The sequence below is a fragment of the Nocardia asteroides genome, from assembly GCA_019930625.1.
Lineage (GTDB): Bacteria > Actinomycetota > Actinomycetes > Mycobacteriales > Mycobacteriaceae > Nocardia > Nocardia sputi.
The window spans coordinates 4531752-4546848 of the sequence record CP082844.1; the positions used below are offsets into that span (position 1 = coordinate 4531752).

Annotated in this window: 6 protein-coding genes; 3 read left to right on the forward strand and 3 right to left on the reverse strand. The window is 67.9% G+C overall.

Features of this window, described 5'->3' with window-relative positions; translation table 11 throughout:
• Positions 1-307: 307 nt before the first annotated feature.
• Positions 308-844 (reverse strand): hypothetical protein, encoded by a 537-nt coding sequence (locus tag K8O92_20985; protein ID UAK30395.1) that lies wholly within the window; start codon positions 842-844, stop codon positions 308-310.
• Positions 845-1047: 203 nt separating this feature from the next.
• Between K8O92_20985 and K8O92_20990 the strand changes: the two genes are divergently transcribed.
• Together K8O92_20990 and K8O92_20995 are read left to right on the forward strand one after the other, a co-directional pair.
• Positions 1048-3660 carry an AAA family ATPase gene (locus K8O92_20990; GenBank protein UAK30396.1) on the forward strand — a complete coding sequence of 871 codons (2613 nt, stop codon included), beginning with the start codon at positions 1048-1050 and terminating at the stop codon, positions 3658-3660.
• 357 nt (positions 3661-4017) lie between these two features.
• Positions 4018-5436, forward strand: a complete 1419-nt coding sequence (locus K8O92_20995; protein UAK30397.1) for an MFS transporter — start codon at positions 4018-4020, stop codon at positions 5434-5436.
• Between the two features lie 63 nt (positions 5437-5499).
• Here K8O92_20995 and K8O92_21000 read toward each other — a convergent pair whose 3' ends face one another.
• Positions 5500-6021 (reverse strand): hypothetical protein, encoded by a 522-nt coding sequence (locus tag K8O92_21000; GenBank protein ID UAK30398.1) that lies wholly within the window; start codon positions 6019-6021, stop codon positions 5500-5502.
• A gap of 175 nt (positions 6022-6196) precedes the next feature.
• Entirely contained in the window at positions 6197-8395 is a 2199-nt protein-coding gene (locus tag K8O92_21005) for an MMPL family transporter (protein ID UAK30399.1), read from the reverse strand.
• Positions 8396-8663: 268 nt separating this feature from the next.
• Between K8O92_21005 and K8O92_21010 the strand changes: the two genes are divergently transcribed.
• Positions 8664-15080: an SDR family NAD(P)-dependent oxidoreductase gene (locus K8O92_21010; GenBank protein ID UAK30400.1), complete on the forward strand. Its 6417-nt coding sequence runs from the start codon at positions 8664-8666 to the stop codon at positions 15078-15080.
• The last annotated feature ends 17 nt before the right edge of the window (positions 15081-15097 follow it).

Here is a 15097-nt window from a genome sequence, read left to right on the forward strand (position 1 = left end):
CTTGCCGGTAGATCTTCGGCAAGCGCACTCGAAACTATTCCGGTCCCATCTGTCCTGGCAGGTGACTTCCGCTCGGATCGAGCCAGCCGGCTACCGCTCTCCAATCATCCGCTGTCATGCGGAGTGTCACCTTTTCGGTCGAGCCGGTACAGGTGATGTGCATGCGGCGACGTTGATCGGCACCCGACAACAGTAATCGTCCGCATCGTGAGCAATTGATCTCGATCACGCTTCAACCATTCATCGGTGAATTCACGTTTTTATCGGCACAATCGGCGACTGTTCTGTGCAGTACGGCGTCGCGACGTCATCCGAGCGCATGTCTGCGCACCGAACCCGCTGCCGAGGGAAATCTGAGACGCCGGTGCCGTACCTCGTCCACCATTCCCGCGTAACCTTGGCGCACCTCGCCCAAGTGGAACCACGCCCGGTGCCGTGCCTCGACATCCTTGGAATGCAGGACCATCCACCATGCCTCGGCATACGCCTCGGCGATGTGGCTCATCACCTCGCCGAGCGAGTGGGTGTGCATACGCGCGCCACTGGAACACCGCAGATTGCGGACGGCCCAGGCGTCCACCGCGACGACGACTCGATCGATTCCCGCGCGCACTTGCTCGCAGTCGAAGCCTTGTCGCCGTGCGGCCCCGACTTGCTGGAAGGGTATGAGCTCGGCATGGAGGTCGCCGAGCTCGCGTGCCCACGCAACGAGGGAGAACCGGCCGGTGAGGTGGCCGGAGATTGCGAGGAACAGCTGCTCGGGCTCCAACAGGGGCGCCGTCACGGTCGACGGCGACAGGCCGTCCGTCTGGTCGACCGTTGATATACATACGTTGGCATACATCGCTCACCTCCTCGGCCATCCAGCCTGGGGCTCTAAGGTGATGTCGCACATCGGTAGGCTTTAAGTGGGCTGCCCCCGACTACCTACGAACTCGGAGGCCGAGGCTTGTCACGGCCCGCCGGTGACCGGCACGGGTCACGGGGAGTTTGCCTGAATGATCGTGGACCGGCAGCGCCGATGTGTGAAGACTACGATTACGTCGCGTGACGATCAGAAGTCGGGATCGCGCCGGTGGCTTGCCAGCAGCCGGCGCGAACTTTGTCGGTCGTGACCGTGAACTGGAGAAGATCAGCCTCCTACTGTTGGAGCCTGCCCGGTTGGTCACCTTGACCGGGCCGGGTGGTATCGGCAAGACCCGATTGGCTGCCGAGGCTGTGCGCCGATTGACCAAAGCCAAAGGCACGCCGGTGTATTGGGTGCGATTGGCGCGGTTGGCCAGAGACTGCGATACGGCGGCCGTCGAAGAGGAGATCGCGCGGTCGGTGGTCGAGGCCGATTTCTCCGGGCGATCGGCCTGGGAGTTGCTCATCGATACCTTCGCCCGCGCCGCCGCTGCCGGACGCAGGCGGCGAATCGTGTTGGTACTGGATAACTGCGAGCATGTACTCGCAGGCGCCGCCGCCGTGGTAGCGAAATTGCTCGATGCCGTGCCCGAGCTGACCATCGTGGCGACCAGCCGTGAACCGATCGGCTGGGTCGACGAATACTTGATCACCGTTCCCTCCCTGGCCGTTCAGCACGCTGTGACCTTGTTCCGGCAGCAGGCCGACCTCACCGGGCATCCCATCGCCGGAAGCGAGCAGAACACGACGGCAGCCGAGATCTGCCGCCGCGTCGACAACCATCCCCTCTACATCCAATTGGCGGCAGCGCGACTGCGTCATCAACCGCTGTCGGTGATTCTGCGCGGGCTCACCGGCCGCGCCGACGACGCACGGTTGCGGTGGTCCCACGGTCCCCGTTTCGGTGCCGACTCGCGACATCGCGGGGTCAGCGACGTCATCGCCTGGTCGTATGAGCTGTGCACCGAGAAAGAACGCCTGCTCTTCGACCGGATGTCGGTGTTCGCTGCGGGCTGGGACACGAATCCCGACGACAACGGCAGCAACCTTTCGATCGATGTGGGTGTAGAGCTGGAAGCCATCGAGGCTGTGTGCAGTGACGACCCCGCACTGGGCCCCGGCGAACCCGCTCGGCCCGGCGGCAGCGATATGAGGTTGACGGCCGAGGAGATCGGGGACTTGCTCGAGTCGCTTGTCGACCACTCGCTGGTGACGGCGCACATCACGCCGACAACGGTGCGGTATTCCCTGGTGGAAAGCCTTCGCGTGTACGCACAGCAGCGACTGCGCGAACGTTCGAGCCGCGAGATCGACGAGCCCGCCCGGTCGGCCGACCGTCACCTTCGCTATTACCGGGACAAAATCGCCTACGCGGCCGCGAACTGGTTTCGTTCCGACGGTGAGCAGAAGCTGGTGACCTGGGCACGGTCGGCTTGGGCCAACGTGTTGACCGCGATCGAGAACAGCCTGACCACGGGCCAGGCCGGTATCGGTCTGGAGATCTGTCTCGGGCTGATCAACTTGCGCATGCCTTTCATCAGAGGCTCGCTGCGCGGAATGCGCCAATGGACACAACGATGCCTCGACGCCACGCGCACGTCGGCCTCGGATGTCACCGGTCTTCAGATCGACGCCATGGCCGCCATCGCATGGCTTGCCCTGACCCAGGGGGATCACGACAACGCCGAGCGTGTGCTGGAGGAGTGTGTGGCCGCTTGCCTTCCGGACGCGCGGGACAGAGCGAATTGGCGCGACACCTGCGAGAAGGATATCGGCTTGCCCGCCGCCGTCGAATTCACGTGGGGGATGGAACTGCTGTTCGTGCGCCGCGACGCCCGTGCCGTTGCCGTGTTCACCCGCGCCGAAGCCAAACTGAACGATCTAGGCCACCACGGCACCGCGTCGCTGAGCGAGCTGTACGCGGCCATGTCCGCGGGCCTGCTGGGAACCGGGCAGCAGGCCCACGAGATCACCCAGCGTTTTCTCGAGGCGGCGGCTGCTTCGACGACGCGGGTGAGAGCCTGGGCCGAACACGCCCGCGAAATCGCCTTGGCCAAACACGGCGATCCCATCGAAGCGCTGGCCATCGGACGGTCCTCACTGCTGTGCCAGAAACTCGCGGGCGGCGATCAGTGGGCCACCATGTGGGGCGTGGAGTGCCGGACCTGGTCGTTGGCGCGCCTCATCACCGACTTGCTTACCACCGGCGACGAGATCGACCGTGCCGAGCTGGTCGCGCCGGCCACCGAAATAGCTCACCTGGCCGGGGGAGTCAGGACCCTTCGCACCAAGCTGGGCGTTGACATCGACAGAATGGGTCCCTTCGCAGACGAATCCGCCAAGGCCATCGCCGTCGCTCGTCAGGTACTCGGGCCCGACGCATTCGCCGCGGCGCAAGCCCGAGGATCGCGGCTACGTCCCGAACACGACGAGGTGCAGCGCGTCGCTCTGGGCACACTCACCATCGAGGAAACGCCGAGAGAAGACACCCGCGGCGCGGGCGCCACGTCACGCTGGCGGCAACTGACCACCGCCGAGCAGCAGGTCGCTGTGCTGGCGGCGGCCGGGTGGACCAACACCGCGATCGCCGCACGCCGGGGAAGTTCGGTCCGAACCATCGACGCGCAGGTCGCCGCCATCCTGCAGAAACTCGCTCTCGCCACCCGCGAGGACATCATCGAAACGGTTCCCCGCAGCGTCATCGACGAAGTCCGCATCGAAGCGACCCGCAGGCCGCAGCGAGGCAAAGGCTGAGGGAAGATCCGCACCATGAAAGCGGAAACGCACTTTGCCCGGTGCCGTAGTGCCCACAGGTCTGGGCTTCGGAGCGATCGCGCGCCGTTCTGCACCGTTGCGTGAGGCCTGAAATACGCGCAGCGGATCTGCAATGATCGCTGCCCGGTTCGGTAATCGCGGCAAAGGTCGCCGAGAAGAATTGGTACGAAGCACAGGATCGCTCGGAAAACTGGCGGGCTGTCCACGCGATGTTATTGACTGCGAATTCGTGGATGTCGCGGCGGCTTCCATTTCCGGCCGAACGACGCCCTCTCCTGAAGCTACGGGCAACAGGATACGCACAATTCTGGGGCCGATGATCGAGGTGGCGATTCGATGACCCGCAAAGAGGCGACGGTGGCGCTCGGATCGTTGGGGGCGTGCCTGATCTCGGTCTTCATGCAGATGATCGATGTGACGATCGTCAACACCGCGCTGCCCGTCGTCACCGCGCAGCTGCGGGCGTCGCGGTCCGCGCAGCTGTGGGTGGTGGCCGGCTACTCGCTCGCGTTCGCCTGCGCGCTGCTCACCGCGGCCCGCGTCGGCGCGATCGTCGGCCGGCGTCGGATGTTCCTGTGGTCGGCGGCGGCTTTCACCGCCGCCTCGGTCTGGTGTGGATTGTCCGACACCGCGACGGAACTGGTGATCGCCCGGATCGTCCAAGGCGTGACAGGGGCGGGAATGGCGGCACAGACCATCGCCATCATCACCGCGAGCTTTCGGCGCGAGCACCATCAGTACGTCTTCGCCGTGTACGGAGCGACAGCCGGTTTCGCCGGAATGCTCGGGCCGATCCTGGGCGGCGGGCTGATCACCCTGAATCCGTTCGGGCTCGGCTGGCACGCGATCTTCCTGATGAACCTACCGCTGGGCGTGGTGGCCATCGCGCTGGCCGCGGCGTACCTGCGGTCGGGCCCGGCGACGGATCGGGACCCGCTGGATCTGCGCGGGGTCGTGGTGGCCACCGCCGCGCTGTTCCTGCTGCTGTTCGCGCTGTCGGACAGCCAACAGGCGGGCTGGCGTCCGCCGCACGGGGTGTACATCGCGGCCGCGGCGGTGCTGAGCGCGGGCTTCGTGGCCCACGAACGTGCGACGCGCCGCCGTGGCGGCCGCGCGCTGGTGCGGCTGGACCTGTTCTCCGATCGGGGGTTCGCGGTCGGATCGGCGCTGGTGACTATCTTCTTCGGTCTGTTCACCGCGTTCGTGTTCACTGTCTCGATCCTGCTGCAGGACGTGCTGCGGTTCTCGGCGTTGCGGACCGGTGTCGCCATGACACCGTTCGCCCTCGGTGCGGGTGCGGGTGCGGTGCTGTCGCCGATATTGGTGGGACGCTGGGGGATTCGGGCGCTGTCCGCCGGTATCGCCGTCTTCGGCGGTTGCGTCGTGGTGGGGGTGGGATACCTGTACGTGGAATCGGGCGCGGTGAACCTGCCGCTGGTGGCCGGGCCGGTGTTCCTCGCGGGCTTCGGGGTCGGCGTGTTCGGGGTTCCGCTGCAGCCGCTGATGCTGGCGGAGCTGGACGATCGAGCCATGGGCGAGGCGTCGGGCTTGCTGCCCACCATCGAACAGATCGGCAATTCGGTCGGACTGGCGGTGCTCAGCGCGCTGTTCTTCCGCGCGCACACGCTGTCGGGCAGCATGATCATGCTCTCGGCCATCGCCGCCGCGGCCTTCGGCCTGGCCGCACTCACGCTCGCTCTGCCGGCCCGCGCGCGGGCGATCACGAGTCCGTGGAATTGGTCGGCCGCGAATTGACCCACGCAGCGCCCGCAGCGGCATCGGCTCCGGACGCCGTCTTGTTCCTCGCCCCGTGGATCACTAACCGTGGCAGTAGACCCGGGCGAGCACCGTGCTGTCGGGCAGCGCCTCCAAGTAGGCTTCGTTGCCGCCAGGCGGGATCGGGCGTGCGGCGGTGTGCTCGCACGGATCATCGTCGTGGTCGCAGCCCGCGTAGAAGGCGAAGCCGTCCTTGATGCCTTCGATCCACCAGCCGTCGAGAGTCAGCACGTCTGCTGATCGGACCGTGTGCACGGCGACCTCCAGCAACTCTTTCGGGCCGCCTGCGCACTGCCCGAACTCGGTGGGGAGCACGAAGCCGTCGTCCCGGGGCGAGTCGTGTATGAGACGTGGATCGTTCTCGAACCCCGGTCGCACGAGGAATCCGCGACCTTCCCCGCCACCGCGAGTCCGCCACGCGTCCCATACCCCTCGATTCGGAGGGACGTGGTACATCTCGAAGGGCGCGAGCGCCCGAGCGAGTGCGCCCATGGGTTCGTCTACCGCCTCCGGCGACAGACACACCGTCACCCAGATATGCGCCATCACCAGACCTTTCACCATGTCCGCTCCTGCACAGGCTATCGGCCGGGCACAACGCTGCGCACCGCGATTCTCTCGCCTCGGACTTGCCGAGATATCACCGGTCCGCCGATGCTCTGCCAGGCAGGGGCAGGGATGTGGTCGTGGACGAGTCCCGTTCCCGGTGCGCCAGTAGCAGGCACCCTGCCGGTCGGCACTAAGGACGTTCGAAGACCTGGACCGCCTCGGCGGGGGGCTCCTCGGGTGCGGCGGCGGTGCGGCGACGCCCGTCACGCCGTAGCCAGGACGGGGCCCACCAACTGGCGTCGCCGAGTAGGCGCATGCTCGCGGGGACCAGCAGCATGCGCAGGACCGTCGCGTCGATGAACAGCGCCGCGACCATGCCGAAGGCGATGTACTGCATCATGACCAGATCCGACCACGCGAAGGCTCCGGTCACCACCAACAGGATCAGGGCTGCGGCGGTGATGATCCAGCCCGTGCGGGCGATGCCGACGCGGACCGCCTCGGTGGTCGTCGCGCCCGCCGCCCGCGCCTCCACGATGCGGGCGAGCAGGAATATCTCGTAATCGGTCGACAAGCCGTAGATCACGGCGACGATCAGTACCAGCACCAACGCCATGATCGGCTGCGGGGTGAACTCCAGCGGCCCCGCGCCGTGGCCTTCGACGAAGATCCAGGTGAGGATGCCGAGCGTGGAACCGAGCCCGAGCAGATTCAGCACCGCGGCCTTGAGCGGCAGCACCAGTGAGCCGAAGGCCAGCACCATCAGCACGGTGGTGACGAGAAAGACGAGCACGATCATCAGCGGCATCCGGCTCAGCAGCGCCTCGACGCTGTCGCGCTGAATGGCGGGCTGCCCGCCGACCAGCACGGTCGTGCCCTTCGGCATGGGCATGGAGCGCAGATAGTCGATGGTCGCGTTCGCGTCGTGCGCATCACGCATCACGGTCGAGGTGGTGAAGACATTCGGATGCGCCGGTCCCTGCACCGCACGCGGAAACGGCGCGATGAGTCCGGGGGCCCGGCCGGCCTGCGCGACCACCGCGTCGATATCGGCGGTGTTGTGAGTGATCAGCACCAGGTCGACGGGATTGATCTGACGCAGGGGGAAGATTTGATCGAAGTCCTGCTGCGCCGTGCGCGCCGGATGCTGCGGGGGCAGGAAGCGCTCGGAGATCCCGCCGAAGGCCACGTCGCGCACCGGGGCGATCAGCACCACCAGGACGGCCACCACCGGAATCGCAACAGCCAGCGGCCTTCGCATGACCCACCCGGCGACGCGGCCCCACGGATTGTCCGGCTCGCGGTCGCTCGCCCGACGGGCGTGGAAGCGGTTGAAACCCAGCCGGTCCACGCGCCGGCCGAGCACGGCCAGCATGGCGGGTAGCAGCGTGATCGAGATCAGCGCCGCCAGCGAGACCGTCACCATCGCGCCGCAGGCGAACGAGCGCAAAAATCCCTGTGGGAACAGCAGAATGGCGCCCGCGGCTACGACCACGATGGTCGCGGAGAACACGACGGTCCGTCCGGCGGTCGCGACCGCGCGCCGTACCGCCTCGGGCACCTCGCGGCCGTCGGCCAGCTCCTCGCGGAACCGGCTCACGATGAACAGACCGTAGTCGATGGCCAAGCCGAGGCCGATCATCGAGACCACCGGCGAGACGAAGGAGTTCACTTCCATGACGGTGGTCAGGGCGCGAATGATCCCCCACGCACCCAGCACGGTCAGCCCGCCGACGATGAGCGGGAGCGCGGCCGCCACAACGCCGCCGAACAAGAAGAACAACAGCACCGCCACGGCGGGAACGGCGAACAGCTCCATACGTCGCTGGTCGTGGGCCATGGTGTCGTTGAGTGCGGCCGCTACCGGCTGCCCGCCCGCGACCTCCATCTCGATTCCCGGTATGCGGAACCGGTCGGCGACCGTTCGGTAGTTGCGCATCACCTCCGTGTCGTCGTCGCCGCGAATGGCGATGGAGGCGAAGGCGTAGTCGCGGTCCTCGGAGCCGAAGATATCCGGTAGATCGAGCCCCGTGTCGGTCGGCCAGTAGGTGCCGTTGATCTTGGTGATCTGGCCCGGAAAACGTTGCGGCAGGCTGTTCAAGTGGCCGACGATCGTGGCGGCGAAGGCCGGATCATCGATCGTCCTGCCCGCGGGCGCGTGAAACAACAAGATCACATCGGCGATGTGATCGTGGCCGAACGCTTCGTCTCGGAGCCGAGCCGCGCGCGCCGATTCCGAAGTCGGATCGTCCCACCCGCTGACGCTGAGGTGATCGCCCAGCCCGAGGCCGTATACGCCGAGCGCGAGCAGTCCGGCGACGACGACCCCGATGACGGTGAATGGCCGCCGGACGAGCGTATCGGTCCAGCGCGTGAACTCGGCGAACAATGCCGCCTCCTAATCGATGACATCGTAATTCGACGAGGCTCGCAAACAGTGAAAACGTAGCAATCTCAACAGATTTCATCGACGAAGGCGTCAGGATTTCGAGATGACACAAATCGGTCTTCGCGGGATTGTGAAGTCTCCCTGAGCTCGCGACGGCCGGTGGGGTGGCCGTTACGCTGAGGCGATCGCAACTGTGCACTGTGCACACCGCATTCGTGAATCGCCGTAGCAGAATGGCGTTCAACCAGATCCGACCCGGAGGATGTGCATGTCGGATATCGCAATTGTCGGCATCGGCTGTAGATTTGCGGGCGGAATCGATTCGCCCGATACCTTTTGGGAATTCGTCCTGGACAAACGCGACGGCGTGATCGAGATGCCCGCCGATCGCTGGGACTATCGCCGTTACTACGATCCGGAACCGCGCACGCCGGGGCGCAGCTACACCAAGCACGCGGCATTCATGACGACCGACCCGTGGGAGTTCGACCCGGATTTCTTCGGCATCTCCGCCCGCGAGGCGACCGTGCTGGATCCGCAGCAGCGCTTGATGCTCGAGGTGACCTGGGAGGCGCTCGACGACGCCGGGATCGCGCGCCACGCGGCGGGTGGGTCGATCGGCGTCTACGTCGGCGGGTTCGTGGTGGACCAGTCGGTGATCGGCGTGGTCGGCCCGGCCCTGTTCCACACCGACATGCACACCCCGGCCAGCGCGTCCTACACCATGCTGTCCAACCGGATCGCATACGCGCTCAACCTGGTCGGCCCCGCTCTCACGGTCGACACCGCGTGCTCGTCGTCGCTGGTCGCCTTTCATCTCGCCTGTCAGGCGCTCGAGAACGACGACTGCGAGGTGGCGCTCGCCGGCGGCGTGAACGTGATGCTGCAGCCGGAGACCTTCGTCCTGATGTGCAAGGGCGGCTTCCTGGCCGCGGACGGCCGCTGCAAGTCCTTCGACGCATCGGCCGACGGTTACGGCCGTGGCGAGGGCGCGGGCATGGTGGCGCTGAAGAGACTCGACGACGCCGTACGCGACGGCGACCGGATCTACGCGGTGGTCAAGGCGACCGGCTCCAACCAGGACGGCCGCACCACGGCGATCACCGTGCCCAACGCCGAATCACAGGAAACCCTCGCCCGTTCGGTATGCGAGCGCGCGGGGCTCGCGCCGGACACGATTACCTATGTCGAGGCGCACGGCACCGGCACGCTGGTCGGTGATCCCGTGGAGTTGCGCGCACTGGGCCGTGTGTTCGGCGCGCCGGCGGGGCGCACGCGCTCGCTGGGCGTCGGCTCGGTGAAGTCGACACTCGGGCACACCGAGGCCGCGGCCGGTATCGCCAGCGTGATCAAGTCGGCGCTGGCGATCCACCATCGCACCATTCCGCCGCAGGGCTGGCTCGACAAACCCAATCCCGACATTCCGTTCGACGAGTTGGGATTGCACGTCCAACTCGAGGCGGAGACGCTGCCCGACGACGCCGAGCCGATGACGATCGCGGTCAACGGCTTCGGCTACGGCGGCACCAACGCCCACACCATCCTCCGGGAGTTCCGGCAGGTTCCCACCCAACCGGCCACGCCGCCCCGGCATTTCGGCATCCTGCCGATCTCGGCACGCAGCGGCGGCGCGGCACGCGCGCTCGCCGACCGGTTCGGCGACCTGATCACCGCGGGCGCCGACCCGGACCGGCTGGCCGAGGCCGCCTGGACGCGCATGGCGCACCATCAGTACCGCACGGGCATGCTCGTCGGCGACACCGCCGAGCTGGTCGGGGACCTGCGCCGCTTCGCGGCGGGAGAGGGCCGCGACGCCGCGCGGACGATCGTGGCGCGGACGGCCGAACCGGTGTTCGTGTTTTCCGGCATGGGTCCGCAGTGGTGGGGAATGGCGCGCGAACTACTCGGCGGCGAAGGCGTATTCGCCGACGTGGCCGAGACGGTCGACGCGGAGTTCCGTTCGATCGCGGGCTGGTCGATCATCGAGGAGCTGCTGCGGCCCGAGGAAGAGTCCCGGGTCACCAGCACCGAGGTGGCGCAGCCGGCCAATTTCCTCGTGCAGGTGGCGTTGGCGCGTGAGCTGGCCGAGTACGGCATCCGGCCCGCGGCAGTGGTCGGGCACAGCGTCGGTGAGGTGTCGGCGGCCTACGTGAGCGGCGTGTTGTCGCTGCACGACGCGGTGCTGGTGGCTTATCACCGGGCCCGTTTGCAGGCGACGACCGCCGGATCGGGTGGCATGCTCGCGGTCGGGATGTCGCCCGAACAGGCCCGTGAACTCGTCGGCGACGACCCGCGGGTGGACGTCGCCGCCATCAACAGCGCGAGCTCGCTGACCTTGTCCGGCGACGTCGACCGCCTGGACGAATTCGCCGAAAAGCTCACCGAGGACGGCATTTTTGCACGCCGGCTACGCGTCGAGGTGCCGTATCACAGCCGGTTGATGGACCCCATCCTCGACGAGCTGCGCGAGGCGCTGGCCGAGCTGAAGCCGATGACGCCGACCGTGCCGCTGTACTCCTCGGTCACCGGCGAGCCGGTTGCGGGCCCCGACTGGGACGCCGAGTACTGGTGCGCGAACGTGCGACAGCCCGTCCGGTTCGCCGACGCGGTCACGAAACTGATCGGCGCGGACAGCCGCGTCTTCCTGGAGGTCGGCCCGCACCCGGTGCTGTCGGGCAACATCCGGGAGACGCTGCTGGGCGCGGACGTCAACGGCACGACGGTGGCGACACTGGATCGTAAGCAACCGGATTCGGTGAGCATCCGCCGCACCCTCATCGGGCTCTACGGCGCGGGCGTGCTCGATCTCGACGAGCTGTTCCCGGCGCATTCCGCCACCCCGCACGTGCCGCTGCCGCGCTATCCGTGGCAGCGCACGCGGCTTCACTCGGCGCTGCCGCTGTTCGAGCAAGCGCGGTTGGGTACCCCCGGCGCCTACACCATGCTCGGCGATCCCGACGTCGAGGGCAGGCCGGACTGGCTGCTACAGGTCGGCACCGAGCTGCTGCCGTGGCTGGCCGACCATGTCGTCAACGGCGTCAAGATCATGCCGGGCGCGGCCTACCTGGATGCCGCGCTGAGCGCCACGGCCACCCGCTTGGGTGTCGAACGCGTTGCGCTGGAACAGGTTCGGTTCGTGGCCCCGCTGATCATGGCCGCGCCGGACGTGCCGCTGGTGGCGCTGACCATCGAGGAGGCCAGCGGCCGCTTCATGATCCGATCGCGATCGGCGACGGGGACGGCGTGGACGGTGCACGCGTTCGGCCGCACGCTGACCGGCAGTTACAAGCCTACGAAGGTCACGGTGCCCACCCTGGACGTCGGTCTCGACATCGACCCGCAGATGTTCTACAGCGGCCTGGCCGCGGCGGGGCTGCAGTACGGTCCGGCCTTCCGCCGCGTCACCTCCGTGCGCGTGGGCGCGGAGGCGGTGGTGGCCACCGTCGACGGCACCATCGCCGCGGACGCCGGACACCTCGCCCATCCCGCGGTGGTCGACGCCGCGATGCAGTCGGCGGCCCTGCTGTTCGCCGACGCCCGGATCGATGTGGGCACGCTGGTGCCGGTCGGTGTCGCGGCGGTACGGCTGGTCGCACCGCTGCCCGAGCGGATCACCGTCGTCGCGCGTCGTGATCCCCGCGCCCGGCTGCGCGCCGATGTGGATCTGCTCGACGGCGAACACAACCTCGTGATGCGGTTGAGCGGCCTGCAGATCGGTGCGCTCGCGCCGGGCCAGGATCCGCTGCACCGGATGGTCGACTTCTACTACGCCGAGACGTTGGAACAGCGCGATCCCATCGATCCCGCGACCCTGCCGCAGGATTCGGTGACCACCGTGATCGTCGCGCTGGGCGGTAACTGCCGCCGTGCGGGGCAACTGGCCGCCGCGCTGCCGGGCTCTCGGCTGTACGTGGCCGCGGTGGCGGGCCGTGCACTCGCCTCCGATCTGGCCGCGACACTGGCGGCCGCCAAGGCGGAGGGCGCCGACCGGTTGCACGTCTGCGTGGTCGCGGGAACCGTCGAGGACGATGTCGCCGACCTGTGGGCCCTGGAGCGGATCGCGGTCGCCCTCGACGAGTTCGTCCACCCCGACACCACCGAACAGGGGCCCGAGAGCGTCTTCGGTGAGGGGTGGTGCCATGCCACCTTGGTGACCGAGCGGGCGTTCGCGTTGCCGGACAGTCCGGTCCCGCCGGACTCGAGTCATGCCGCGCTGGCCGGTGCGCGCCGGGTGCTGCTCAACGAGCAGTCGGCGCTGCGCTGGCGGCTGATCGACGCGGAACCCGACACCCAGATCGCCGATCTGATCACGGAACTGGCCGTGCCGGGCGCGTTCTGGAACGACAATCTCGACGAGGTCGTGCTGCGCGCGGGCAAGCGCTGGGTCCCGCTGGTGATCAAACCGCTGCAAGAGCGCCTCGACGCCCTCGACACCGCCGAACCGCTCACCGACCCGGAAGCCAACTTCACGCTGGAGCTGCCCCGGACACGCCTGCTGTCGGCGTTGGCGTGGCGGCGATGCCCGCGCCCCGAACCCGGACCGGGCCAGGTCGAGGTGCGGATGAAGATCATCGGCCTCAACTACAAGGATCCGCTCAAAGTCATCGGCCTGCTCGGCGAGCGTGAGCTCGCGCCCACCTATTTCGGCACTGTGCCGGGGATGGAGGGCGTCGGTGAGGTGGTGCGCGTGGGCGATGGGATCACCGACCTCGCGGCGGGCGATCTGGTCGCGGTCGCCGCCAAAGGCATGATGCAGCGCTACGTCGTCGTCGACCGGCAGCTGACGATCCCGCTGCCCGCCGACGCCGATCCCGCCTACTGCACCAGCACCATCGCCTTCGGCACGGCCGAGTACGCGCTGCTGGATCTGGCCCGGCTGGAACCGGGCGAGACGGTGCTGATCCACGGGGCCGCGGGCGGCGTCGGCACGGCCGCGATCCAGGTGGCCAAGGATCGCGGGGCGCGCATCATCGGCACCGCGAGTACGGACGAGCGCCGCGCCCACGTGCTCGCTCTCGGCGCCGATCACGCGATCGACTCGCGTTCGCTCAACTTCGTCGACGACGTAATGGAGCTGACCGGCGGCAAAGGTGTGGAGGTCGTGCTCAGCAGCGCGCCGGGAGAGATCTTGCGCCAGAACTTCAACGCGGTAGCGGAATTCGGCCGCATCGTCGAGGTGGGCAAGGCCGACATCTACACCGGTGGCCTGCTCGAGCTGGCCAACTTCGACAAGAACCTGGCGTACTTCTCCATGGATCTGGACCGCCTGGTCGCCGTCGACGCGCAGCGGCTGGCCAAGCTGCTGCAGCGGGTCTACGAGAAGGTGCTCGCGGGCACCTACCAGCCGCTGCCCTACAGGCTGTTCGAGACCGACGAGGTGGGCAGGGCCTTCGAGGAGACCATCCGCTCGACCGGGCTGGCGCGGATCGCGCTGCGCATGGATTCGTCCACGGCCGCGGTGCGGCCGTACCTGCCGGAGATCGAGATAGACAGCGCCGCGAGCTATCTCGTGACCGGCGGGTTCGGTGGGTTCGGGATGGCCATCGGGCGCTGGCTGGTGCTGCGCGGGGCGCGGCGGGTGGTGCTGCTCGGCCGCGGCGGCGCGAGCACAGCGGAGGCGCGCAGGCAGCTCGAGGCGTGGCGGACCATCGGTGTCGACGTGGTCGAGGAGCGTGCCGATGTAACCGACCCGGAGGCCGTCGCCGCGATCGTGGCGCGGTCCCACAGTTCGGAGCACCCGCTGCGCGGGGTGTTCCACGCGGCGGGCTCGGTGGCCGACAACCGCTTGGCGGCAATGTCGTTCGAGGAGCTGGCCACGGTCTACCGACCGAAGGTGCACGGCGCTCGGGTACTGCACCAGGCCGTGGCCGAGGCCGGGTTCCGGCTGGACATGTTCGTGCTGTGCTCCTCGGGCGGTTCGATGTACGGCATCTACGGCCAGTACAACTACTGCGCGGCCAACGTGGCGGTGGAGTCGCTGGCCGAGGAATGGTCCCGGGCGGGCGAGCGGGCGCTGTGCGTCGGCTGGGGTCATCTGTCGGGCGCGACCGGTGGCATGGCCGCCGACGAGACGGCCCTCAAGTATCTCGATCTGGTTGGCTTCGATCCGATCGACATGGCCGACGCCACCGCGTACCTGGAGCAGACCCTGCGCCTGGGGGTGGCCCGGGCGGCGATCATTCCGACCGACTGGGCCAAGCTGACCGGCACCTTCCCGCAGCTGACCCGCACCGGCCGCACGAGCGCGCTCGCGCAGGCCTCCGCCAAGGACACCTCCGAACTGGCCCGGCTGCGAGCCGAGGTGGCCGCGATCGAGGACAGCAAGCGCGGGGCCTTCGTCGCCCGCAAGATGGCCGAGGAACTGGCCGTCGTCATGGGTGTGCCCGTCGAGTCCATCGACATGACCGTTCCGGTGCCCGAACTCGGGCTGGATTCGCTGATGGCGGTGGAGCTCGGGGCGCGGGTCACCAAGACCCTCGGTATCGACCTGATGTCGCTGCAGATGGGCCGGTCGTTCAGCCTGGAGCAGGCCGGCCCGAAGGTGGCGGAGCTGATCCTGGCCGCGGATACCGGTCAGGCGCAGTCGGCGCCGGACCCGGCCACGCCGATGTCCGAGCCGACGGCTTCGAACGGTCTCGCGGCCGAACCGGTTCTTGCGATGGCATCGGCCGAGGCCAGGCCGTGACCACCCACCGTCGTCGA